Origin of the sequence: Salinimicrobium aquimaris (assembly GCF_035607535.1) — a bacterium.
Classification (GTDB): Bacteria; Bacteroidota; Bacteroidia; order Flavobacteriales; family Flavobacteriaceae; genus Salinimicrobium.
In genome coordinates, this window is record NZ_JAYDZX010000011.1 from 1 (window position 1) to 25,231 (window position 25,231).

Annotated in this window: 21 protein-coding genes; 13 read left to right on the plus strand and 8 right to left on the minus strand. The window is 42.4% G+C overall.

Going from position 1 to position 25,231, the window contains the following annotated elements; genetic code table 11:
- Positions 1 to 1,246: 1,246 nt before the first annotated feature.
- Positions 1,247 to 1,936: a DUF4294 domain-containing protein gene (locus VR862_RS10615; protein WP_324720946.1), complete on the minus strand. Its 690-nt coding sequence runs from the start codon at positions 1,934 to 1,936 to the stop codon at positions 1,247 to 1,249.
- A gap of 101 nt (positions 1,937 to 2,037) precedes the next feature.
- On the opposite strand from VR862_RS10615, the gene VR862_RS10620 reads away from it, so the two are divergent.
- A complete protein-coding gene (locus VR862_RS10620) occupies positions 2,038 to 3,126 on the plus strand; it encodes a M42 family metallopeptidase (protein WP_324720947.1) in 1,089 nt (362 codons plus the stop codon).
- Positions 3,127 to 3,245: 119 nt separating this feature from the next.
- Entirely contained in the window at positions 3,246 to 4,334 is a 1,089-nt protein-coding gene (locus VR862_RS10625; RefSeq protein WP_324720948.1) for a DNA topoisomerase IB, read from the plus strand.
- Positions 4,335 to 4,338: 4 nt separating this feature from the next.
- Here the strand turns inward: VR862_RS10625 and VR862_RS10630 are convergent, their stop codons facing one another.
- Positions 4,339 to 4,992 (minus strand): hypothetical protein, encoded by a 654-nt coding sequence (locus VR862_RS10630; protein ID WP_324720949.1) that lies wholly within the window; start codon positions 4,990 to 4,992, stop codon positions 4,339 to 4,341.
- Positions 4,993 to 5,001: 9 nt separating this feature from the next.
- Positions 5,002 to 6,909: an acetate--CoA ligase gene (acs, locus tag VR862_RS10635; RefSeq protein ID WP_324720950.1), complete on the minus strand. Its 1,908-nt coding sequence runs from the start codon at positions 6,907 to 6,909 to the stop codon at positions 5,002 to 5,004.
- A 190-nt stretch (positions 6,910 to 7,099) separates the two neighbouring features.
- On the opposite strand from acs, the gene VR862_RS10640 reads away from it, so the two are divergent.
- From VR862_RS10640 to VR862_RS10650, 3 genes are read left to right on the plus strand one after another with little or no spacing between them, the layout of a single operon-like run.
- Positions 7,100 to 8,035, plus strand: coding sequence for a DnaJ C-terminal domain-containing protein (locus tag VR862_RS10640; protein WP_324720951.1), 936 nt, complete (start codon positions 7,100 to 7,102; stop codon positions 8,033 to 8,035).
- Positions 8,028 to 8,318 (plus strand): chaperone modulator CbpM, encoded by a 291-nt coding sequence (locus tag VR862_RS10645; RefSeq protein WP_324720952.1) that lies wholly within the window; start codon positions 8,028 to 8,030, stop codon positions 8,316 to 8,318. The genes VR862_RS10640 and VR862_RS10645 overlap by 8 nt, the downstream gene beginning before the upstream one ends.
- A 14-nt stretch (positions 8,319 to 8,332) precedes the next feature.
- Positions 8,333 to 8,668: a hypothetical protein gene (locus VR862_RS10650; RefSeq protein WP_324720953.1), complete on the plus strand. Its 336-nt coding sequence runs from the start codon at positions 8,333 to 8,335 to the stop codon at positions 8,666 to 8,668.
- Between the two features lie 384 nt (positions 8,669 to 9,052).
- Here VR862_RS10650 and VR862_RS10655 read toward each other — a convergent pair whose 3' ends face one another.
- Together VR862_RS10655 and VR862_RS10660 are read right to left on the minus strand one after the other, a co-directional pair.
- Positions 9,053 to 9,997: a phosphoribosylaminoimidazolesuccinocarboxamide synthase gene (locus VR862_RS10655; protein WP_324721134.1), complete on the minus strand. Its 945-nt coding sequence runs from the start codon at positions 9,995 to 9,997 to the stop codon at positions 9,053 to 9,055.
- Positions 9,998 to 10,056: 59 nt separating this feature from the next.
- Entirely contained in the window at positions 10,057 to 11,010 is a 954-nt protein-coding gene (locus tag VR862_RS10660; RefSeq protein ID WP_324720954.1) for a PhoH family protein, read from the minus strand.
- 107 nt (positions 11,011 to 11,117) lie between these two features.
- On the opposite strand from VR862_RS10660, the gene VR862_RS10665 reads away from it, so the two are divergent.
- The 7 genes from VR862_RS10665 (at position 11,118) to VR862_RS10695 (ending at position 17,916) form a co-directional block, all read left to right on the plus strand.
- The gene (locus VR862_RS10665) at positions 11,118 to 11,948 is read left to right on the plus strand and encodes an SAM hydrolase/SAM-dependent halogenase family protein (protein WP_324720955.1); all 831 of its coding nucleotides are present in this window, start codon (positions 11,118 to 11,120) and stop codon (positions 11,946 to 11,948) included.
- 296 nt (positions 11,949 to 12,244) lie between these two features.
- Complete coding sequence (locus VR862_RS10670) at positions 12,245 to 12,565, plus strand: putative quinol monooxygenase (RefSeq protein ID WP_324720956.1); 321 nt, start codon at positions 12,245 to 12,247, stop codon at positions 12,563 to 12,565.
- A 622-nt stretch (positions 12,566 to 13,187) separates the two neighbouring features.
- Positions 13,188 to 13,928, plus strand: a complete 741-nt coding sequence (gene gldF / locus VR862_RS10675; protein ID WP_324720957.1) for a gliding motility-associated ABC transporter permease subunit GldF — start codon at positions 13,188 to 13,190, stop codon at positions 13,926 to 13,928.
- The gene (gldG, locus tag VR862_RS10680; RefSeq protein ID WP_324720958.1) at positions 13,925 to 15,601 is read left to right on the plus strand and encodes a gliding motility-associated ABC transporter substrate-binding protein GldG; all 1,677 of its coding nucleotides are present in this window, start codon (positions 13,925 to 13,927) and stop codon (positions 15,599 to 15,601) included. Before gldF ends, gldG begins: the two co-directional genes overlap by 4 nt.
- Positions 15,602 to 15,796: 195 nt before the next feature.
- The gene (gene dnaN, locus VR862_RS10685) at positions 15,797 to 16,915 is read left to right on the plus strand and encodes a DNA polymerase III subunit beta (protein WP_324720959.1); all 1,119 of its coding nucleotides are present in this window, start codon (positions 15,797 to 15,799) and stop codon (positions 16,913 to 16,915) included.
- Between the two features lie 324 nt (positions 16,916 to 17,239).
- On the plus strand, positions 17,240 to 17,536 hold the full coding sequence (locus VR862_RS10690; protein WP_324720960.1) for a type II toxin-antitoxin system HigB family toxin: 297 nt from the start codon (positions 17,240 to 17,242) through the stop codon (positions 17,534 to 17,536).
- 11 nt (positions 17,537 to 17,547) lie between these two features.
- Complete coding sequence (locus VR862_RS10695) at positions 17,548 to 17,916, plus strand: helix-turn-helix domain-containing protein (protein WP_324720961.1); 369 nt, start codon at positions 17,548 to 17,550, stop codon at positions 17,914 to 17,916.
- A gap of 173 nt (positions 17,917 to 18,089) precedes the next feature.
- Here the strand turns inward: VR862_RS10695 and VR862_RS10700 are convergent, their stop codons facing one another.
- Positions 18,090 to 18,428, minus strand: coding sequence for a DUF4870 domain-containing protein (locus tag VR862_RS10700; RefSeq protein ID WP_324721135.1), 339 nt, complete (start codon positions 18,426 to 18,428; stop codon positions 18,090 to 18,092).
- A gap of 895 nt (positions 18,429 to 19,323) precedes the next feature.
- Between VR862_RS10700 and mnmE the strand changes: the two genes are divergently transcribed.
- Positions 19,324 to 20,787, plus strand: coding sequence for a tRNA uridine-5-carboxymethylaminomethyl(34) synthesis GTPase MnmE (mnmE, locus tag VR862_RS10705; protein WP_324720962.1), 1,464 nt, complete (start codon positions 19,324 to 19,326; stop codon positions 20,785 to 20,787).
- 183 nt (positions 20,788 to 20,970) lie between these two features.
- Here the strand turns inward: mnmE and VR862_RS10710 are convergent, their stop codons facing one another.
- Together VR862_RS10710 and VR862_RS10715 are read right to left on the minus strand one after the other, a co-directional pair.
- The gene (locus tag VR862_RS10710) at positions 20,971 to 22,212 is read right to left on the minus strand and encodes an McrC family protein (RefSeq protein ID WP_324720963.1); all 1,242 of its coding nucleotides are present in this window, start codon (positions 22,210 to 22,212) and stop codon (positions 20,971 to 20,973) included.
- Positions 22,196 to 25,183, minus strand: coding sequence for an AAA family ATPase (locus VR862_RS10715; protein WP_324720964.1), 2,988 nt, complete (start codon positions 25,181 to 25,183; stop codon positions 22,196 to 22,198). The genes VR862_RS10710 and VR862_RS10715 overlap by 17 nt, the downstream gene beginning before the upstream one ends.
- Between the last annotated feature and the right edge of the window lie 48 nt (positions 25,184 to 25,231).

A 25,231-nucleotide genomic window follows, 5' to 3' on the forward strand; every position in this document is an offset into this window, starting at 1 on the left:
AGGATCAAACTCTTCATCGTTAAATCTTAAATAATTTTACAACTACTAAAGGAATTCCTTTCTTAACTGTTTCCAGTTAAAAAGCTCAAAGACGTTTTCTAGTCTTAATTCTTATTTTGCTTATCATATTATTGCTAATATAATACGCGCTGTCAATTCAATATGTCAATGAACTCAAACCCCTCCGCCTTCGGCACCTCCCCTTGGAAAGGGGAGGATCATTCCGTATTATTGGAAGGATCGTCTTGTTGAAATAAAAGGAGTTGAACCTTTTCTGCCTGTGCCCTGCCCGGGATTTCTTATCAGTAAAATTTTTGAACTTCGCTCCTGTTCTAAGCGGCTGCAAATGTACAACCTTTTTCAAACCCCGCAAGAAAAAAAATAATTTTTTTTCAGAAGCTTCAGAAGTTATGTTGTCTCAAAAGCGGATGCAAACTTACAACCCTTTCAACCTAACTTCAAAACTTTTCAAGAACTTTTTTAACTCTCAATCACAACCCAAAAGTTGCTCTTAAAAGCGGGTGCAAAGATAAAATCAATTTCCTTTACAATCCAAGCTAAAATTCAAAAATATTTCAGAGAACTTATTTGCTTTGAAGTCTTACTACACAAAGGCTCAGATAATTCTTCACCTCTGCTTTTGCTCTCTCTCAAAGCGGCTGCAAATATACGACCGATTTTCACTTCCGCAAGTTTTCTGAAAAAATAAATTAAGCTTTTTTTGACATTTTAGAATCCCCCGTAGATAAGGTGCTCAAAATGACGTTTTAGAAGTTAGATCTACAAAGTTAGATTTACGAAGGTAGAAGTTGGAGTTTTTTAGAAGTGTTGCTTTAACCGCTGTCAGGGCTGATAGCCGCTGACAGGGTGGACGACGACAAGGACTTGCTCTCTTGTTCTTGCTCTGGATTCGCAACTTTAAACCGCTGTCTGGGCTGATAGCCGCTGACAGGGTGGACGACGACAAGGATTTGCACTCTTTTTCTTGCTGTGGATTCGCAACTTTAAACCGCTGTTAGGGCTGATAGCCGCTAACAGGGTGGACAAGGACAAACTTGTCTTATGTTCTTAACTCTGAAATTTCAACCTTGAATTTTAAATCTTGAACCGGAAATTACAAACTGCGTTAGCGGGTGAAGCGGCAGCTTTTAAAGCGCTTACACAAAAGGCGCTTTAAAACTACAGCGAAACACGCGACTCCACCTACGCCGAAGGCTACGGTGGAGAAACGCCCAAATAATTTATATTATGATTTACGGTCGTCCTTCTTGGGAGCCGTCCATTTATTAGTGAGCTCCAAAAAGTCAAAATCTAAAGCAGTCGGCTGTTTTTCCAGCTGTTTACCCTGGAAAGCCCTCTGTAGAATGTCCTCTATATAGTAGTCTTCCTGGTTTCTAGCAGGATCGTATTCTTCTTTCAAGGAAATATCAAAGAAACTCGCCGTGGTATTATACCAGAACGCCCTCCAGCCACTCTTTAATTCCTTTACCAGATCAAAAGTTGTCACCCCGGTTTGCCGGTGGATAAGTTTCACGAGGATCTGACCTTCGGTACGGGTGAGTTTTTTAAGTTCTGCCGAGAACTGGTTCTCAATATAATTTTGAACGATCTTAGTATAGCGCTTCCTGTCCCGGCGGGACTTTATCTGGTCCAACCTGCTATTGAGCTCAACCAGTCTTTCGGAAGCAAGCTTGGCATAAGGGTACACTTTTAAGGTTTTACGCCGCAAGATCAAATATTTGCGACGCTCCAGATCATTCTCAAAGGAAAGTCTACCAAGAATGAGCACTTCATCCAGATCAATATGTTCCCGCGCCACAGTATCCCCTTCTATTATAAAATAGTCGTACTCAAGAGTATCTTCAACAGGTTCCTTTACCTGTGCAACAACAGGTAGTGTGGTAAAAAGGAGAAAAAGGATAAAAAACTTCTTCACATTAAATTTTTATACTGTTGCGCTAAAATCATTCCAAAATTACATTATCCAGAAATTGTCAGCTCTTTAAATCTTATTAAATTCGTGCAAAAGTTTAAAAAATGAACCAGGAAACAATCCTCAACGACAAATCAATAAAATTTTTAGAAAAATACCTGAACAACGCCGCTCCAACGGGATATGAATGGGAGGGACAAAAACTGTGGATGAATTACATCGAACCTTATGTCGATGAGTTCATCACCGATACTTACGGAACTGCAGTAGGAGTCATTAATCCCAAAGCGAAATACAAGGTGGTAATAGAAGGTCATGCCGATGAGATCTCCTGGTATGTCAATTATATTACAGATGACGGATTGATCTACGTTATTCGCAACGGCGGTAGTGACCACCAGATTGCAGCTTCTAAAAGAGTAAATATTCACACCAGGAACGGAATCGTAAAAGGGGTTTTTGGATGGCCTGCCATTCACACCCGTGACAAGGAAAAGGAACAGGCTCCAAAGCTGGACAATATTTCCATCGATGTGGGTTGTTCTTCAAAAGAGGAGGTTGAAGCTCTTGGGGTGCATGTAGGTTGTGTGATCACCTATCCTGATGAATTTTTTATTCTGAATAAAGACAAATTTGTAAGCCGGGCACTGGACAACCGTATTGGCGGTTTCATGATAGCTGAAGTTGCCCGCCTACTGAAGGAGAACAAAAAGAAGTTACCGTTTGGTCTCTATGTGACTAATTCGGTGCAGGAAGAAATTGGATTGAGAGGTGCCGAAATGATCACCCAGCGCATTAAACCGAATGTGGCAATAGTGACCGATGTGACCCACGACACCACTACTCCTATGATCGAGAAAAAAACAAACGGACTCACCAAAATTGGAGATGGACCTGTAATTTCTTATGCTCCGGCAGTGCAAAACAAATTGCGTAACCTGCTTATCCAGACTGCCGAAGATAAGAAGATCCCATTCCAGCGCATGGCGTCTTCAAGAATGACGGGAACAGACACCGATGCTTTCGCCTACAGTAATGGCGGGGTAGCTTCGGCCCTAATCTCTCTGCCTTTACGCTACATGCATACTACTGTTGAAATGGTACATCGCAATGATGTGGAGAACGTGATAAGGTTGATCTATGAAAGTTTACTGCAACTTAAAGACGGCGACACTTTCAGCTATTTTGAATAGCATCCAAAAATGGCATTTTTAAACCTCCTTTTTAAGGAGGTTTTTTATTTCCGGTAAGTTTTCACATTTCTTTACAAGGGCGGCAGTCAGCTGAAAGCTATATTTAAAGAAAAAAATTCATGGTTCTTTCTTCAGATGAAGTAAAAGCGCTCATCTCCAACCCGGATCTAGCCGCCGAAAAAGCCAACCTTCAGTATATTTCTGAAGAGCAGCTCTGCATTGAACGGCGCAAAAGAGGAAAAGGATACCAGTATCTACAGGAAGGAGAACCCTTAAAGGACAATGAAAAACTGGAAAGAATAAAAAAGCTGGTCATCCCTCCTGCCTGGGAAAAAGTAAAGATCTGCCCAATCTCCAACGGACATTTGCAGGTGGTAGGTCTTGATGCCAAGCAGAGGAAGCAGTACATGTACCACCCCGACTGGACAAAGCTGCGTAATCTCACCAAATTCTACAAAATGGCCGCCTTTGGAAAAGTGCTTCCAAAGATACGTGCCCGGGTAGACGCAGACCTGGACAAGCGGGGAATGCCACAAGATAAAGTTCTGGCCCTGGTGATTAGGCTTATGGAAGAAACCCACATTCGTATAGGTAACGATACTTACGCTAAGCAGAACAAATCCTACGGGTTATCTACCCTTAGAAGCCGCCACGTCCAGATTTCCAGCGGAAAAATGAAGATCAATTTTGTGGGAAAGCGGGGTATTGAAAACACAGTTTCAGTGACCGATAAAAAGCTTGTAAAGCTGGTCAACAAATGTGAGGAAATTCCGGGTTGGGAAGTATTCAAATACTATGACGAGGAAGGTAAGAAACGAACCATCGACAGCGGAATGGTGAATCACTACATACAGGAAGTGAGCGGAGAGCTATTTTCAGCAAAGGACTTCAGGACCTGGAGCGCCACCAAGATCTTCTTTGAAAAACTTAGAGAGATGGGGTATGCCGAGGAAGAAAAGCAGAACAAAAAGAACATAATTGAAGCCTATGACACAGCTGCAGAAGCTTTGAACAACACCCGCAGTGTTTGTCGCAGCTATTACGTGCATCCATATGTCGTTCAACTTTATGAAACAGGCGGGATAGTTACATATTTCAAAAAGGTGGATAGAAAAAGAACCACTAAACCGAATATTTCTCAAACAGAGGAGGTCTTACTGGAGATCCTGAATGATTTCGAAATTGAACTGGAGGAGAAAGAGTCCTGAATTCCTATTGGTCAATAAACTTCAGGAATGCAACAAGATCCGCAACCTCTTTGATCTTATTATCTGATAGATATTTTTTTGCGGCTTCCGAGGTAAATTCTTTCCTGATGTCTCTGTGTTTTATTTTCACCTCTGTAATTTCTCCGGAAGGTTTCTGAACAAAAAATGAAGATGTCTTTTTGATCTGTGCAGGCTGGTCTTCAGAATAACCCGAATCAGATCGCACAGGCGGAGTGACTTTGATCTCAGGTTTTTCGAGGAGCCTGTATTGGCTACCATCGAAATGTTCAATAAAAAAACCTTTGATCGTTCGGCCGTTGTGGTCGACCTCGGCAGAAACGAACTTCTTCCCTCCCATTTCATAGATGGCATTTTCCCAATCACTCACAGTATAGATATCACGCTTCCCCTTATCTACCTTGATCTCAAAATTTTCAGCATAAATGTTGAAACGGAGTTGCACCGGAAGATCCGGTTTTCCCTCGAAAAATATCTTTCCGGGAAGGAAATCATCATTGAGGTAGGGTGATCCCTGTGCCTTGTTAAGGTTTGGATCATCTTTTCCAAAAAGTTCATAACGCCCGTCTTCGGTAAAGATCTGCGCCTGCACTGTCCCTAGTACCAACAAGGCGACCAGCGTGAATATTATGTTTCTCATATTATAAATTTAGACCTTGGCGTCGGCCATTATTTCATCGACAATTTCAGGATTTAGAAGCGTAGAAGTATCTCCCAGATTCTCTGTATCCTTAGATGCTATTTTTCTTAAGATCCTTCTCATGATCTTTCCGCTTCGGGTTTTTGGAAGTCCGCTTACGAACTGGATCTTTTCGGGTTTGGCTATTGGCCCCAGAGTTTCTGACACCAGTTTTTTGATCTGCCCCTCCAGTTCTTCGGAAGGTTCTACCTCATTGTACAGGATCACGTATGCGTAAAGAGCATTTCCTTTCACATCGTGCGGGTAACCCACTACTGCACTTTCCACCACGTGTTCATGCTCATCTATAGCGTTCTCAATGGCTGCCGTACCGAGATTATGACCCGAAACAATTACTATATCATCAACCCGCCCGGTGATGCGATAATTACCCATGGCATCCCTGTAGGCACCGTCGCCGGTAAAGTATTTGTTCTTAAAAGTTGAAAAATAGACCTGCTTATAGCGCTCGTGATCCCCATAAATTGTACGCGCTATTGATGGCCACGGAAATTTTATAGCTAACCTTCCTTCTGCCGGTTCTTTGGTTTCGGGAATTTCTTCTCCCCTGTCATTCATTAGCACCGGTTGTACTCCCGGTAAAGGAAGGGTGGCAAATGTGGGTCTTGTAGGAGTAATTCCTGCCAGTGGGGAGATCATTATAGCGCCGGTTTCGGTTTGCCACCAGGTATCAACTACCGGGCAATTCCCTTTCCCTATATTGTCATTATACCAGTGCCATGCCTCTTCATTAATTGGTTCCCCAACACTTCCAAGGACCTTTAAAGAAGAAAGGTCATGTTGCTCCACAAATTTTAGGGGTTGCTTTGCCAGGGAACGAATAGCGGTAGGAGCAGTATAAAAGTGCGTAACTTTCAGCTTATCCACTATTTCCCAAAACCTTCCGTAGTCAGGATAACTGGGTATCCCTTCGAACATTACAGTGGTGGCACCAGATAATAAGGGGCCGTAAATAATGTAGGAGTGTCCGGTGATCCAGCCAATATCGGCAGTGCACCAGTAGACATCATTTTTATCCAGCTGAAAAACATTCTGAAATGAATAGGTAGTGCCTACCATATAACCTCCCACCGTGTGGACCATACCTTTAGGTTTCCCTGTTGAGCCGGAAGTATACAGGATGAACAACATATCTTCGGCATTCATAGTCTCAGCAGGACATTCCTTTTCTGCTTTCTGCAGTTCGTTAAACCAGAATTTATCCCTGCCCTCTTTCATTGGGGTAGGTTCAACAGTCCGGCGATATACAATTACTGTTTCTATGCTCGGCGTTTCTTCCAGCGCCTTGTCACAGATCTCCTTTAAATTCACCTTTTTGGAACCCCTGTAAACCTCGTTGGCGGTGATAAGCATCTTACATTCCGAATCATTAATCCTGCGGGCAATGGCCGAACTGGAAAACCCTGCAAATACAATAGAATGTACAGCACCAATACGCGCACAAGCCAACATGGCAATGGCAAGTTCGGGGATCATTGGCATGTAGATACAAACCTTGTCTCCCTTTTTGATCCCGTTATTCTTGAGAACGTTGGCAAAATGAGAAACCTTAACGAACAACTGCCGGTAGGTGATATAACGTGACTCCTCATCGGGATCATTCGGTTCCCAAATAATTGCTGTTTTGTTGCCAAGCCCGGTGAGGTGCCTGTCGAGACAGTTTTCGGTGATATTCACCTTTCCACCCTGAAACCATTTTACCTCGGGCTTTTCGAAATCCCACTCCAGGGTCTTCTCCCATTTACTCTGCCAGGTAAAGGTGTTGGCGATCTCATCCCAAAAGGCCTCGGGATCCTTGATACTTTTATTATAAGCTTTCTTGTAATCGGCGAAGCTGCGCAATTGTAGATTTTCCATATTTTAAATTTAGGAAAAGCAGCTTCAAAAACAAACAACTATAAGAACCTGATAAATAGAAGGATACCTAAAAATTACATTTTTAACAGGTCAAATTTCAGAAGGAATAAATTAAATTCCTGCTGTTTTATTTTTTCTGAAATATGTACCTTTAAGCTAGCAGAAGACCTAACAAACTTCATAAAAACCTATGGAATTTATAGATTATTACAAGGTTTTAGAGCTTGATAAAAATGCTACTAAAAGTGATATAAAAAAGGCTTACCGGAAGCTCGCCCGCAAATACCACCCGGATCTCAACCCTAATGATGCTGCAGCACAAAAGAAATTTCAGCAGATCAATGAGGCACACGAGGTATTAATAGATCCCGAGAAGCGAAAAAAATACGACCAGTACGGTAAAGACTGGCAACATGCTGAAGAATTTGAAAAAGCCAAAGCTCAGCAGCAGCAATATCAGCAGTACTCCGGAGGTGGCTTCGGCGGAAGGACCGGTGGATTTGGGGGAGCAGAAAGCTTCAGTGGCGGCGGATTTGAAGGAGGAGATTTTTCAGAATTCTTTGAATCCATGTTTGGGGCTGCAGCCGGAAGAGGTAGATCAACGAGATTCAGAGGGCAGGATTTCAATGCCGAATTACACCTGAACCTCACCGATGTTTACAGGACCCAAAAGCAAACACTAACGGTAAACGGCAAGAACATTAGACTAACAATTCCTGCCGGAGTCGAGAATGGTCAAACCATAAAGATCAAAGGATACGGCGGGGAAGGAATAAACGGTGGTCCAAATGGTGATCTGTTCATAACCTTTGCCATTAACAACAACACCTCATTTAAAAGAGAAGGAAAGGATCTCTACAAAGATGTGGATCTCGACATTTTTACAGCCATCCTTGGCGGAGACCTCATGGTAGAAACACTGGACGGCAAGGTAAAACTCAGCGTGAAGCCGGAAACCCAGAACGGAACTACTGTTAAATTAAAGGGCAAAGGTTTTCCGGTTTACAAGAAAGAAGGTCATTACGGCGATCTCTACATCACCTATAAACTCAAGATCCCAACCCACTTAAGCCAAAGGGAGAAAGAACTTTTGCAGGAATTAAAAAAACTGAGAAAAAATGGATGATAGATATATCTCAATCATAGAATTTTGTAATTGCCATCAGCTGGAGTATTCCTTCATTAATTCTCTCACTGAACACGGGCTTATTCATACGGTAATCATTGAAGAAGATGAGTACATTGAGCGGGAGCAGTTGAGAGACCTGGAGAGATTTATGCGCCTGCACTATGAGCTCGAGATCAACCTGGAGGGAATAGACGCAATAAATCATTTACTGGAGAGGGTTTCGAAGCTCCAGAATGAGGTACGTCTTCTTCAAAATCGCCTGAGACGGTACGAAGATTAATTAAAAACAGAAATATGAAAAACATTTTAAATATTATTTTAGGGATTAGCCTGCTGGTCTTTACTCAAACCTGCAGTAATAATGAAAAAGAGGAGGAAAGCTCTGCCTCGGCAGTCGCAAAAGAAAATGCTATGGAAGTAACAGGTACAATCCGGGAACAGGGAATCACCTCTTATCAATACGGTACGCACACCATCACCACAGTAAACGATGAATATTACGCTCTCAAGAGCGAAGCTGTGGATCTTGATGAATATATAGATAAAGAAGTCACTATAATTGCTGAAAAGATTGAAGGTTATCCCCTATCCGGCGGACCGGATTATCTCCTGGTGCTGGAAGTGAAATGATGGTAGAGAGTTTAGTGTTCAGTGGTCAGTGGTCGGTGATCAGTGATCAGTAATCAGTGATCAGTGTTCCGTGATCAGTGATCAGTGTTCCGTGATCGGTGATCAGTGTTCCGTGATCGGTGATCAGTGGTCGGTGATCAGTGGTCGGTGATCAGTGTTCCGTGATCGGTGTTCCGTGATCGGTGTTCCGTGATCGGTGATCGGTGATCAGTGGTCGGTGATCAGTGGTCGGTGATCAGTGATCAGTGGTCGGTGGTCAGTGATCAGTGTTCCGTGATCGGTGATCAGTGTTCTGTGATCAGGAATTGGGGTTAGTTTTCTCCACCAATATACCTGAACTTTAGACCTTCTCCGAACTCCGAACTATTGACTCTCAACTATAAACTACCGCAGGTATTCCAGCACATTCTTCTCGATCCTTTCCTCGATGTTGGAAATTTCGGCTTTAATGAATTTTTCGCCGGTGATCTGTTCGTAAAGTTCTATATAGCGTTCAGAAACTGAATTGATGTATTTATCGCTCATCTCGGGGATTTGCTGACCTTCTTTGCCCTGAAAACCATTCTGTATCAACCACTGTCTCACAAATTCCTTTGAAAGTTGCTTCTGTGGTTCTCCTTTTTCCAGTCGGTCCTGGTAACCTTCAGCATAGAAATACCGGGAAGAATCTGGAGTATGGATCTCGTCGATAAGAACGATCTCGCCATCGGCGGTTTTCCCGAACTCATATTTAGTGTCTACCAGGATGAGTCCGTTTTCTTTTGCGAGTTGGGTGCCACGAAGAAACAACTGCCGGGTGTAAAGCTCAAGTGTGGTGTAGTCTTCTTCAGAAACAATTCCTTTTTCAAGGATCTCTTCCCGCGAGATATCCATGTCGTGTTCCCCCGACTCTGCTTTTGTGGTTGGTGTAATAATAGGCGCCGCAAAAGCTTCATTTTCCTTCATTCCCTCCGGCATATGCACTCCGCAAAGGCTCCGCTTCCCACTTGCATATTCCCGGGCCGCATGACCTGTAAGATATCCACGTATCACCATTTCCACTTTAAAAGGCTCACACTTCTGCCCTACTGCTACGTTAGGATCGGGGGTGGCCTGTAACCAGTTCGGAACAAGATCTGCAGTAGCTTCCATCATTTTGGTCGCCAGCTGATTAAGGATCTGCCCCTTGTACGGAATGCCTCTCGGCATAACCACATCAAAAGCCGAAAGCCTGTCGGTCACGATCATGACCAGCCGGTCATCTTCGAGGGTATAGACATCACGCACCTTCCCTTTATAAACAGCTTTTTGTCCGGGAAAATTAAAATTGGTCGAGGTAATGGTATTCATGAAATAGTAGATTATTATAAAGGAAACCCCACACAGGCGGGGTTTCAAAAAAGTCATTTTTATTCGGCGTTTTCTATTCTCTTGTAGGCAGCAATGATCTTCTTGACCAGCTTGTGACGAATCACATCTTTATCATCCAGATAAATGATCCCCACTCCATCAACGTCCTGCAAAACAAGGATAGCTTCTTTAAGTCCAGAGATCACCCTTTTTGGAAGGTCGATCTGTCCCGGGTCACCCGTAACCATGAACTTTGCACTTTTACCCATACGGGTCAGGAACATCTTCATCTGGGCATGAGTAGTATTTTGAGCTTCATCAAGAATCACAAAAGCATGGTCCAGAGTTCTCCCGCGCATGAAGGCCAGCGGGGCGATTTGTATTACTCCTTTCTCAATATAGCTTTCCAGCTTTTCATGCGGGATCATATCCCGAAGCGCGTCATACAAAGGCTGCATGTAAGGATCCAGTTTTTCCTTGAGGTCGCCGGGAAGAAACCCGAGATTTTCACCTGCTTCCACGGCCGGGCGGGTAAGAATGATCCTTTTTACCTGCTTTTCCTTCAGTGCTTTGACTGCCAGGGCAACCCCGGTGTAGGTCTTTCCGGTCCCCGCAGGGCCAATGGCAAAGACCATGTCATTTTTCTTCATTAGCTCCACCAGGCGACGCTGATTGGCGGTCTGGGCTTTGATCATCCTGCCACTCACCCCATGAACCAGCACTTCCCCACTTTCATTTGAGGTATCGTATTCTTCCCTACTCTGGCTGGTAAGTACCCGCTCTATGGAATTTTCATCAAGCTTATTGAACTTCCCGTAGTGGTCGATCAACATATTGAACCTTTTGTCAAATTCCTCGAGCATTTCTTCGTCCCCGTAGATGCGCAGTTTATTGCCTCTTGCGACAATCTTCAGCTTCGGAAAATACCTCTTCAGCAGTTCAATATGTGAGTTTTGTTCTCCGAAAAAATCTCTCGGACTTATTTCCGAAAGCTCAATGATAAGTTCGTTCAAAAGCGGCTGGATTTAATTTAAAAAATGACTTAATTATCTTTAGATTTGCATTACAAACTTAAATAAATAAAGGTTTAAGTTAGGTAAAATATTATTAGAAATTGCCCATGGCCATAATTACCTTAACGACAGATTTTGGGGAAAAAGATCATTTTGCAGGGGCAGTTAAAGGAGCAATTTACACCGAGTTACCAACGGCCAAAATAGTAGACATCTCCCACTCCATCGCTCCTTTTCATATTACAGAAGCATCTTATATTATCAAGAATGCCTACAGGAGCTTTCCCGAGGGAAGTATTCACATTATTGGAGTAGATTCAGAATTGACGCCCGAGAACAAGCACATCGCGCTCAAACTCGACGGACATTACTTTATTTGTGCCAACAACGGTATCCTGTCTTTAATTGCTTCGGAATTTGTGCCCGAAAAGATCGTGGAGATCAATATCCACGACAAAATACAGAGCAATTTCCCTGTGCTGGATGTTTTTGTGAAGGTGGCAGGACATCTTTCCCGCGGCGGAACCCTGGAAGTCATTGGTAAAACCATTCCTGAAATAAAGCAACTCAAGGAGATGGAACCTTTGATCAACCAGGAGAAAAACCAGATCAAGGGCAACGTGATCTATATTGACAACTATGGAAATGTGGTGACAAACATTTCCAAGAAGCTGTTTGACAAGGTAGGTAAAGGCCGGAATTTCAGCATGAGAGCCAGGACGGCTACTTTTAATGAAATCTACAGCACCTATAGCGAAGCCATAAATTTTGATACCGAAATGATCAACCGGGAAGACGGCAAAAAACTCGCCATCTTCAATTCCGGCGGATATATTGAACTGGCGATCTATAAGAGCAATCCGAGTACCGTAGGCAGCGCCTCTACCCTTTTTGGGCTGGAATACAGAGATACGGTGACGGTGGAGTTTAGTTCCTAGTTGCGGGTTGCGGGTGTTTGGAGAACCAAGAGTCAAGAGTCAAGAGACAAGACCTTTTTTTGAGACTCTGGAGTCTGGAGCCTGGAATCTGGACTGGAAAAGTTACAGGTTGCCAGTTGCCAGTTGCCGGTTGCGAGTTGCGGGTTGGAAAAGAGTCAAGAGCCAAGAGACAAGACTTTTTTCAGACTCTGGAGTCTGGAGCCTGGAAGCTAGACTGGAAAAGTTTTATGGGTTGCCGGTTGCCAGTTGCGGCTTTTTTTAGGAAGTAAAGAATCTTGAATTTTAAATTTTAAATATTGAATCCATTAATACGAATAGTAAAAATGACTTTTGAACCTTCAAAAATTGAAGAGTTCCAGGAGTTGTTTGAGAGGAATAGAGATAAAATCAGAGGTTTTGAGGGCAATGAGTTCCTCGAGCTTTATCAGGATAAGAACAATAAAAATATTTTTTTCACGTACAGTTATTGGAAAGATGAGGAAGCGCTGGAAAGTTACCGCGTTTCTTCGCTTTTTAAAGAGGTATGGAGTGAGACCAAGAAGATGTTTGCGGGAAAACCGGAAGCATGGAGTGTAGATAAGGTCTGGTCTTCGGATTCAGTGGGGAGTGCGCAGTAATTAGCAGGCAGTTGAACGAGAATCAAGAAACAAGAGTCAAGAGACAAAAAAGAACCAAGAACCAAGAGACAAGACTAAAAAAGTTTAGGGTTGCGGGTTGAAAAAGAACCAAGAGTCAAGAGTCAAGACTAAAAAAGTTGCGGGTTGCGGGTTGCGGGTTGAAAAAGAGTCAAGAGTCAAGAGACAAGACTAAAAAAGTTGCGGGTTGCGGTTTTTGGAGAACCAAGAGGCAAGAGTCAAGAGACAAGATCTTTTTTTAGACTCTGGAGTCTGCAGCCTGGAAGCTAGACTGGAAAAGTTGCGGGTTGCGGGTTGAAAAAGAGGCAAGAGCCAAGAGTCAAGAGTCAAGACTAAAATGTTGCGGGTTCGGGGTTGGTCAAAATTTGTTGCTTGGAACTTGGTACTTGGAGATTGGTGCTTGGAACTTGGTACTTGGAGATTGGTGCTTGGAATTTGGTGCCTGGAATTTGTTGCTTGGAATTTGGTGCCTGGAATTTGGTACTTGGAGATTGGTGCCTGGAATTTGTTGCTTAGAGATTGGGATTTGTTGCTTGGTGCTTGGTGCTTGTCCCTTGTAATTTACGGTTATACAATATTCAATATACATTATACAATTTAAAGAGTGATAGCGGTATTAAAAAAAGAAATTAATTCATTTTTTGCTTCTCCCATAGGCTACCTGGTCATAGGACTGTTTTTGGTGGTGAACGGATTGTTCCTTTGGGTCTTTAAGGGGGAATACAACATTCTGGATAGTGGTTTTGCAAGTCTGGAGCCATTCTTTACCCTGGCGCCGTGGATCTTCCTGTTCCTCATTCCGGCGATCACGATGAAGAGCTTTTCTGAAGAAATAAAGCAGGGAACCCTGGAGCTGTTGCTCACCAAACCTTTAAGTACCGCTCAGTTGGTATTGGGGAAATATTTTGGCGCCCTTACCCTGATCCTCCTGGCGCTGTTACCGACCTTGCTGTACGTGGTGGCGATCTCTTCCCTGGAGCAAACCGGAGCAGATCTTGACAGCGGAGTTCTCCTGGGGTCCTACTTCGGACTCTTATTCCTGGGAGCCTGTTATGCCGCAATTGGGATCTTTGCTTCCATATTGTCCCCAAACCAGATCGTCTCATTTATCCTGGCTATTTTCCTGTGTTTCATAGCCTATTTTGCTTTTGAAGCCCTTGCCAACCTCAATCTGTTCAGCAGCGGCGCTTTCGGAATAGAAGACCTGGGACTAAATGCACATTATGAAAGCATTAGCCGCGGAATAATAGACACCAGGGATATCATCTATTTCCTGAGCTTTATTTTCCTGTTCCTGGCGCTAACCAGGTTTAGTCTTGAATCCAAAAGAACAGGAAAAAGATGAGTCTCCAAAAATCACATTTTAAGAAGGTATTTTTTCTGCTGCTTGCTTTAGTAGTAATCAATGTCCTCTCCTATAACTTCTTTGAAAGGTTTGATCTCACCGCCGACAAGCGCTACACGCTTTCTGCTGCTTCTGAAAATATAGTAGAAAAAGCCGGTTCTCCACTCATCATCGACGTGTTCCTGGAAGGAGAATTTCCGCCGGAATTCAGGAGGTTGCAGGTAGAGACGCGGCAACTGCTTGAGGAATTTGCAGCGGTCAATTCTAATATCAACTTCAGGTTTACCGATCCTTTGGAGGAAGGCGGTAACGCAAATGAGGTCGCCACCCAATTCTATGAAATGGGGATGACGCCGGCACGGATCAATGTCGTGGAAAATGGCCGCACCAGCGAAGCGATTATTTTTCCCTGGGCTATGGCCAACTATGGAAACAGGACCGTATCCATCCCTTTGCTGAAGAACCAGTTGGGTGCAACTACCGAGGATCGCGTGGCTGCATCTGTGCAACAGCTGGAATATGCCTTTGCCGATGCCTTTTCCAAACTTCTGGAACCAAAACGGAAAAAAATAGCAGTAATGCGCGGCAACGGCGAACTCGAAGACAGGTACATAGCCGATTTTGTGAGGAGCATTCAGGAATATTATTTCATAGCTCCCTTTACCCTGGATTCTGTCGCTGTAGATCCGCAGGGAACCCTGGAGCAATTAAAGGAATATGACCTGCTTATAGAAGCCAAACCTACCGAGCCGTACACCGAAGCCGAAAAACTGGTACTGGATCAATACCTCATGAACGGCGGCAAGCAACTTTGGTTGATCGAACACGCAGCCATGGAAACCGACAGCCTTTTTTCATCTGCGGGAAGTGCCTTTGCCCTACCTCGAGATCTCAACCTGGGAGATTTTTTCTTTAAATACGGGTTACGTATAAATCCGGCGCTGGTAAAGGATCTTTATTCGGCTCCAATAGTTCTGGCTACCGGCAGCGGGAATAATGCGCAGTTCAATCCTTATCCGTGGTTCTACTATCCGCTTTCCTCCTCACCTATTGACCATCCGGTGGTAAATAACCTGGAGGCGGTGAAATTTGAATATGCCAGCCCTATTGACACCCTTCAGAATGAAATAAAAAAGACGGTTTTACTTTCTACTTCCCCTCGATCGGAAGTTGTTGGACTTCCGCGGGAAATAAGCCTGGAGGAGATCTCGGCCGAACCCGATCTTTCAGAATTTACGGCAGGGGAAATTCCGTTGGCGGTACTGCTGGAAGGGGAATTCAGCTCGGTTTACGAGAACCGGATCCCGCCCTTTAAGCCTCAAAACTTCCGAAGTAAAAGTGAAGAGACTAAAGTTCTGGTGATTAGTGACGGGGATGTGGTAAAAAACCAGTTGCAGCGCGGCGAGCCACTGGAGCTGGGATTTGATCGCTATACGGGAACCACGTACGGCAACCGGGAATTTATGCTCAATGCAGTGAACTACCTCCTGGACGATGACGGCCTTATCAACATAAGAAGCAAAGAGGTGAAGATCGCCTTTTTAGACATGGAAGAAGTTGAGGATAACAGGGGCTTTTGGCAGGTGATGAACATACTGCTTCCGTTAGGCGTGCTGGCTTTGTTTGCAGGGCTTTTCAGCTATTACAGAAAGAAAAAATATATCAGGAAGTAAGAGTTTGGTATTCAGCTTCAGCAAAAAGCATCAGTTTATTAACAATTCCGAAGCATTTAAAAACATAGGGTTCTAAAAATCAACTATTTAGCAGGTATTCTTGAGATTCTGCTGTTAATAAAAAAGGAGCACCGTCTCCCGACTTTTTAAAGGATTAAGATATATTTGTATCACGATTAACTTATTTCGAAGCCAATGAAATTTATTGTATCAAGCACTTATTTGCTGAAACAGCTACAAATACTCGGGGGAGTGATCAACAATAACAACACCCTTCCCATTTTAGATAACTTCCTTTTCGAACTGAATCAAGATGAACTTACCGTTTCTGCGTCTGACCTGGAGACTACCATGTCGGCCAAACTTACCGTGGAATCTGATTCTGAGGGGAAAATAGCAGTTCCGGCAAGGCTTTTACTGGAGACTTTAAAGACATTTCCGGAGCAGCCGCTTACTTTCGTAGTAGAGGATAACAATACTATCGAACTTAGCTCCAACCATGGAAAATACGCCCTTGCTTATGCCGGCGGGGAGGAATTCCCAAAGGCGGTAAGCCTTGAGGAGCCAAGCAGCACTACCATACAGGGAGATGTGCTGGCGACTGCTATCAGTAAAACCATATTTGCTTCAGGGAACGATGACCTAAGGCCGGTAATGAGCGGAGTTTTCTTCCAGTTCACGCCCGAAAACCTGACTTTCGTAGCGACCGATGCTCACAAGCTGGTTAAATATTCCCGCAATGATATTTCGGCTTCTCAAACGGCAGAATTCATCATGCCTAAAAAGCCTCTGAACCTGCTGAAGGGAATACTTTCAGGATCAGATTCAGATGTGCTGATTGAATACAATGATTCCAACGCCCGCTTCACTTTTGAAGATACTACTCTTGTTTGCCGACTTATAGACGGAAAATATCCGAACTACGAGGCGGTGATCCCGAAAGAGAATCCGAATAAACTGGTCATAGACCGCGGACAATTCCTGAGCTCTGTAAAAAGGGTTTCTATCTTTTCAAATAAGACAACCCACCAGGTACGCCTGAAGATCGCCGGAGCTGAGCTCAATATTTCTGCGGAAGATGTAGACTACAGCAACAAAGCGGAAGAACGCCTTACCTGTTCTTACCAGGGCGACGACATGCAGATAGGTTTCAACTCGCGTTTCCTCACTGAAATGCTTTCAAACCTGAACGCGAATGAAGTGCAGCTGGAAATGAGCCTGCCAAACCGCGCCGGAATCCTTACTCCCGTCGACGGACTGGACGAAGGAGAGAAAGTGACCATGCTGGTGATGCCGGTAATGTTGAACAACTAAAATAGACCGCTGGCGCTGTTAGATCGCTTCGCTGTTAGATATGAGATCGCTGCCTTTGGCAGCTGTTAGACTTAATTTAGAAGACCCTCCAAAAAATTGCATTTTTGGAGGGTCTTTTTGTTTACTATCATCCTCTCCTTCGCCCTCTTAGCAGTTGGCAGTGGGCAGTAGTAAACTGCAGAATCGGTTAAAAATCATTAGCGATTAAATTTTGGGGCACCAAAAAGATCAAAAATTAGACAGTTGTGGGCAATTTTTTTTACTATAATTTTTTAAAGTTCTAAAATAGAGAACTTTTGTTATCTTTGTTATAGACTTTTTAGAATGAAAAGAATAGTTTCAAAAAAGACTTTAAGAGAATTCTGGGAAAAACATTCTGATTCAGAACAGTATTTAAAGACCTGGTATGAAACAGCTAAAACTTCCAATTGGAATTCTCCGAACGACATTAAGAAAACTTATATACACGTCAGCATTTTAAAAGATAGTAGAGTCGTTTTCAACATAAAAGGAAACTCATATAGATTAATTGTAAAATTTAATTACGACCGACAATGGGGTTTTATAAGATTTGTTGGAACACACGCAGAATATGACAAAATAGATGCTGACACAATTTAAAAACTAGAGTTATGAATATTAAACCTTTAAAAAACGAACAAGATTATGAGAAAGCCTTAGAAAGGCTCGAGGTAATATTTGATGCTCCAGAAAATTCTCATGAAGGAGATGAGGCAGAAATTCTTTCAATGCTAATTGATAATTACGAAAATGAGCATTATCCGATAGAAGCGCCAGATCCAATTGAAGCTATAAAAATTAGAATGGAAGAAATGAATCTTAAGCAAAAAGATTTAGTTGGCGTACTGGGTGGAAAAAGTAGAGTTTCAGAAATCTTGAATAAGAAGAAAAGATTGACCGTAGATATGATTAGAGAATTGGAAAAGATCTTACATATTTCTGCTTCTGTATTGGTATCTAATTACCGATTATCGAAATAAAAACAACAGCACACCTTTACTTCGAACTTCATCTTCCTCCCCGCCCTCTTAACAGTTAGCAGTAGGCAGTTCAGTTGTAGGCAGTAAAAAACCCACAAGATCAAATAAGATCTTGCAGGTTAATGTAATGTAGGTTCAATTTTTTCTGATCACTGCTCACCGATCACTGAACACTATTTAATTATTTCAATCGTCAGCGGGTAAGAAGGGATTTCACCGTTGTTCACTTTGATTGCGTTAAGGATAGGAAAAACTATGGCGATGATCCCAATGGCGATCAACATTAGAATTCCTATTCCGAAAAGGAGGATTAGCGGAATTGAGATGATCGAATAGATGAAGATTGAGATCTGGAAGTTGAGGATCATCTTTCCGTGGGCATCCATTCCCAGCACCTTATCCTTTTGGGTAAGCCATATCACCAGCGGAACGATGAATCCGCCGATCCCGGTTACCAGGTCCAGTAACTGACTCAGGTGCGTAAGCATTAATAATTGTCTGTCTTCTCTCATGATTGTTGCGTTTGTATGGTTCATTTTGATCTGATTGATGATGATGATTTATTACTTTGTATTGCAAGGTACTAAAAAATGCAATATTATTTGTATTTGTTTTCAATTAATTATGAATTGAGGTAGAAAAAAGTGCCACGGATGCACGAATGTTTCTTTTCCTTACTCTGCCCTTCATCATGGTCATTGATCATTGCTAATTGATCATTGTCAAGGGCCACGGATGCACGGATATCTTCTTTTCTCACTCTGAGGTGCTCACCGGATTTAGAACTGTTTATTGTTAATTGTTCATTGTTCATTGGCAAGGGCCACGGATACACGGATATTTTCTTTTCTCACTCTGACGTGCTCACAGGATTAATAACTGTTTATTGTTTATTGTTTATTGTCAAGAGCCACGAATGCACGAATGTTTCTTTTTCTTACTCAGCCGTTCATAATGGTCATTGATTATTGACTAATTGTTCATTATTATAAGCCACGGATACACGGATATTTTCTTTTCTCACTCTGACGTGCTCACAGGATTAATAACTGTTTATTGTTTATTGTTTATTGTCAAGGGCCACGAAGACACGAATGTTTCTTTTTCTTACTCAGCCGTTCATAAAGATCATTGATTATTGCTAATTGGTCATTGTCAAGGGCCACGGATGCACGAATACTTCTTTTTCTTACTCAGCCGTTCATAAAGATCATTGATTATTGCTAATTGGTCATTGTCAAGGGCCACGGATGCACAGATATTTCTTTCCTCACTCTGACGCGCTCACCGGAGTAGAATTGGCAATTGATTATTGGTTATTGTTGATTGTTTATTGTTCATTGTTCATACGTCTCCCGTCAAAAGACTAAAGTCTTACGTCTAAAGTCTATTTAGTATTTTTGCCCCATGAAACTAAACGACAACATTGTTGCCCTCGCAACGCCTTCAGGGGCAGGTGCTATTGCCGTGATAAGAGTATCGGGTCCCCAGGCCATTGAGATTGTAGCTCCCGTCTTTAAAGCCAGGAGCAAAAAGGACATTCGGGAGCAGGCTTCTCACACCCTGCATCTTGGGAATATGATGGACGGGGAAAGGATCCTGGACGAGGTGCTGGTGTCGGTTTTTCACGGACCAAAGTCTTATACGGGAGAGAATACCATCGAGATCTCCTGTCACGGGAGTCCGTATATTCAGCAGGAGATCATTCAGCTGTTGATCAGGAAGGGTTGTCGTTCTGCGGAAGCCGGGGAATTCACCCTGCGCGCCTTTCTTAACGGAAAGATGGATCTGAGTCAGGCAGAAGCGGTGGCCGATCTAATCTCTTCTGAAAATCAGGCGAGCCACCAGATGGCCATGCAACAAATGCGCGGCGGCTTTTCCAACGAAATCCAAAAGCTACGGCAGGAACTGCTGAATTTCGCTTCTCTCATAGAACTGGAACTGGATTTTGCTGAAGAAGATGTGGAGTTCGCCAACAGGGACGAATTTCAGAAGCTGGTGAGCAGAATTCAGCAGGTGCTAAAAAGACTTATAGATTCCTTTGCCGTGGGCAATGTTCTAAAAAACGGTATTCCCGTAGCCATAGTGGGCGAACCCAACGTGGGAAAAAGTACGCTGCTAAATGCCCTTTTGAACGAGGAACGCGCTATTGTTTCAGAGATCGCCGGTACTACAAGGGATACCATTGAAGATGAGATCTCCATTGGCGGAATAGGCTTCAGGTTTATCGACACCGCCGGAATAAGGGAAACTGAAGATGTAGTGGAAAGCATCGGAATAAAACGCACTTTTGAAAAGATTTCACAAGCTCAGGTAGTACTTTATTTATTTGACGCCTCTCGTCTTCAGGACTTGAAACCTGAACCCGATCGTCATCCTGAACTTGTTTCAGGATCCCGGGAATCGGGACCAGGGCTCGACCAGGTTAAATTAGAAATTGAAAAGATCAGGAACAAGTTTCCGCAAAAGCCTCTGGTAATTCTGGCGAATAAAGTAGATCAATTATCCGAACTTCAAGTTGAAGAGTTAAATGTCAGCCTGAGCGGAGTCGAAGGCTCTTCTTACCTCCCAATCTCGGCAAAAACAGGAATTGGCGTCGAAGACCTGCAGCAAAAGCTGCTGCAATTCGTCAACACCGGGGAGCTGCGCAACAACAACACCATCGTCACTAACTCCAGGCATTATAACGCGCTGCTAAGCGCCCTGGAAGAGATCAACAAGGTACAGGAAGGACTAAACCACAATCTTTCGGGAGATTTGCTGGCTATCGACATCAGGGAGGCACTACATTATTTCGGTGAGATCACCGGCGAGATCACTAACGATGACCTGCTGGGGAATATTTTTGCGAATTTTTGTATTGGCAAATGATTTGACTCAAAAAAAATTTCAATACCTCACAAGCCCTTAATTTTAAAGGGCTTTTATTTTTTTAACTTACAACGGCAGCAACCAATGCAACAGGTGGCACGAGATACGACAGTAAATGAAAGGCCTTAAAACTTTTACAGGTTTGAATTAGGTTTAGTTTTATGTCTTCAACTGAGGCGGATTTCATTGAGATTCATTTACCTTTTCCGAAATCGGGATGTGGTACCATTCGAGAATCTCCCTTCCTAAATTACTTTTCAGTTTCCCTCTTTCCAGAATGTTTAATTTACCCACGGCACACTGATGATCCCGCTGCCTGAAATTTTTGAAATCGGGAGGCATTGAAACTTCCGCAGGATAGAGCAGCATAGCGCGAACTGACTTCCAGTAATCATTGTAAACATACATCTGCCGCAGATCCTGAGTGGACGGATTGAAATTCTGGATGTTTTTCCATTTAGTATCGATGACAAAATACTCGTCATCCTTTTTCACCACGATATCAGGGCGAATGGTTATCCCCTGCCAGAATTCTCTGGACTGCTGCCCATACACCTCCACATTTTCAAGATCAGCGGCTTCCTGTTTTAATTTTACCAGCACATATACTTCCCACAGGTTGTTCATATCAAAAAGCAGCGCCAACATCTTTTCATCCCCTGCAGAAATATTAGGTGCATAGTTCAAAATGATGAGCCGGGCGATTTCCAGAGCAGTAGCATAAGGAGCGGTCTTTCTGCCTTTTTTGACTCTTGAGAAGGTGGTTTTATCTACTTTGATCTCCTTTACTTCCGGAAAATCCAGGCGAACAGATTTACACCTGGAATAAAGATAAGTTCCCTTTGTAAAATCTTCTATGATGTATAAAGCTTTTGACAAAATTTGGTGAATGAGATGATCCTTGTCGTATATTTGGTGCGTCGTGTAAAAACGTTCTTTATGGATCAGGTTTTTTCTGAGGTGGCCGGCAAATTCCAGCTTGCCTTTTAAGGCTTTTACATTCTTTGTTTGCTTGTAGTACTGCTTTATTAAACCGTTATGGATCAACAGCTCCAGCTCATTGAGAAACCATTCAAAATAAATATCGAGGAGGTGAATGTTTTGCCGGGAGACATTCGCGTTTCCAACTTTTTGGACCTGTAGCTTTTTAGTAGTTCTAAGCATCTCGATGAGTACCGATTGCCAAAGCTCCTCATTGGTTTCTGAAGCATCGATCTTAGGAAGGATCTCAACGGTCAAACCATCCACCTGGATCACCCCAACAAAATTTTTGAATTTAATCCCGTTGTACCGCAGGTCAAAATACATATCATCATGCAGCGCATTTAATTTAGAAAAAGCCTTTAAATGCTTTTGCTGAAACTGCTCCCCTACCTGCAGCAACTCATGTTCAAAAACCTGTATGATCTTATTCCCCTGCCTCATCTTCCCTGTTAAGTAAAATACGGACAGCTGACTCAATATCTTCTATCTCTCGAAGGTGATAAGATGGCAGAACTTCAGGAAGATCAATTTTGGAAAACTTTGCAAATTTCAACTTTGCATCTCTTCGTTCAATAAATCCTTCTCCCAGGATCAAAGCGATCTTTTCATAATCATGGTAAAAGTATTCCTGCAGCAAGGGAATGATCTTGTTTTCGAATGCCTCTTGTAAAGCTTCACTATCTCCGTCATCTATCTTTATGAAATAGGAATGCCCAATGGTATGATCTCTATCAAGAAGGGCTTCTATTCTTTCATTGATGTTCCTGAGCAACTCCTCCAGGTTAAAGCCATTAAACTCGATATCTCTCAACAGTTCCGGTTGCGGCATGATCTCTTCAAAGACAAAGCGTCGTCTTAAAGCAGTATCAAGAGCTTCGACAGATCTGTCGGCGGTATTCATGGTGCCAATGATATGGAGGTTTGGCGGTACTCCTAATTCAGTTTTTGAATATGGCAATTTTATCCGTAATTCATTTTCTTCTCCTAATCTCTTGTCATCTTCTATAAGCGTGATGAGTTCGCCAAAAATAGAAGAGACATTTCCACGGTTTATTTCATCAATAAATAGAGCGTATTGATTTTCCCTGTCAGCATCTGCTTTTAAACACATCTTTTTAAAGATGCCATCTTCTATGCGATACGAAACATTGTTTTCCTCTTCATCTAAATTAGGTTTAATGCCCTCAATAAAATCTTCATAGCTAAAGGATTGATGAAAAGTCACAAATTCATAGTTCTTAATCTGCTTATCCGAATTGGGATGATAATTTTTCACCTCTTCCAAAATGGAATAAGCTTCGGGATAAAACTGTTCCAGAAGATCTTCCTTTACTTCCCAAACTGAATTTTCATCTTTATGAAAAATAGGATTCGAACTCCTGGCCGCAACCTTTACATACTCACATTCAGGAACTGTATAATGTTGTAGATAGCCCCAAAGCGTGGCGTTAAGATTTTTACTGTTCGATAGCTTTGTTTTTATCCTTAACAGCTCATGAGAAACAATATCAGTCACTTTGGATCTCTTATGATCTAACAAAGCTATTGCAGCAGCCTGCCACCATTTTAGATCTGAAACAATATTTTCCAGGTATTGTTCCCGGGTCAATGAAGTTTCCTGGACAGTGAATTCTTTGAAATATTTATCCTGCAATTGAAAGGTTTTACCTGTTCCGGGAGGGCCGTATAAAATTCTATTTAAGGATCGTGCCGTCTTTTTCACCTCTTCAGTATCAGTAGATCTTTCTTCAATCAAAAGATCTTCTTCTTTTTTCCATACTTTCACACCGTAATAAGGAGAAAATAGTAGCTCATTCGCCTCTCGTAAATCAGGAATCTCCACAAGGGTAGAAAAACCACTTGGCAACCAGGAGCGCTTATCGTGCACCAAACTTCTAGTGTGGTTAGTCTTGGGGGCTGCTAAAATTTCTAACCTCCTTCCAAGATAACCCTCTTCTCCTATTTTATTATCGATTTCCTCACCGAGCTCTTGGGCCTCACCTACAACCTTGCAAAGAGCACCCAATTTATCTTTTCCATAAGTGATATACACAAGATCACCCTCCTGTACCTGATGTTGAAAGTTTTCACCCTGATTGTTGGCTGTATTTTTATGCATCACCCCCAGGTGATTTTCTTCAAAATAGCTAATCAAATCCTGCTGCCGGTATTCCTTCGTTTTGAGAAAGGTTCCCATAGAAAGTTTATAAACAGTATTTCCATTAAGGTGAATTGTCTTCATATCACTTTTTGGATTATAAATATGACGGACGAATACCGGGTCTATAAATTTTTTATAAGGGGTTTTATTCTGCCTCTCTAGCTCAATTCTGAAGCCCTCTTCAATGAAATCCTGAAAATCTTTCAAATTATCCACTTTATTCCAGTACATCTCAGTTTCACCCGTATAATTGTTGAACTTACCATGATCATCACTAAGGACTTTAGATGAAATGAATGAGAACTCTGTATCAGTCCTTCTTTTTTGAATCATAAGTGCATAACGATTACCTATTATGAAAACTAACCGTCTTCTTTCAGGTCTTACGTTGAAACTTATTCTATCATCATTGGGAGCGAGATTAAATTTCTTTACAAATTGCCTTAGAATATTTAAAAATTGCTCTACCTTTTCCTTTGGAAATTGTCTCTTTACCTCATGATAATAACTCCTGCTTTTCCCCTCTCCTATATCCTTTATGCTGAGATATTCTTCTTTTGTTGCAGAAAAGTTTGTGCCCTGATTGCCCGCTTTAAAGGTTTCAAATTCGGGTAGTTCTTTTATATCCTCCCACAGTACCGGATAATCTGCCAGGTATAATTGTATTCTTATTTTGACACGATCTACCGCTTCTCCATCAGATCGTCCATTTTTGTAATAACTCTTTTCATATTCCTCTTCTGAAACCTTTCCTACTTCTGATATCACTTCTGCAAGTGCGTAGCATCCTGCTCTTTCTCCTGTCTGCCATAAGATAATTTTGTCACCTGGTTTTATTTTGTCCTTGTGAGCAGCAACCTTCCAGCTTTTAAGATGTCCCGCTCTTAAAGCTCTTTCAACATCATAGATCTCGGGACTACCCTGAAAGATCCAGTAATTCACTTCTCTCTTACCGGAACTGAACTTCTCCTTTAAAAATTTCAAGTAATTTTCCTTGCCTAAAAGAGCTTTGGGGCGTCCACTAGCTACTCCTGCACTAAATTTATCAAAAGGAGTATCCTTTTGATATAGTTCCTCCCTAAGGTATTTCCGCATTTCGTTGTAGTCAGAATGATTTACTTCCATGATGTCCCTGTCAAAAAATTCATTTGACTCATCGATATTCTTGGAAATGGTTTCCCTGCCTAGACTTGAAAGATTTGGATTAGAATTTTTATAAATCCAATCGATAAATTCTTCTTTGACATTCATTTTTCCATCTTATGATTAATACAAGTCAGTGGTTCCTCCAAAGAGGGT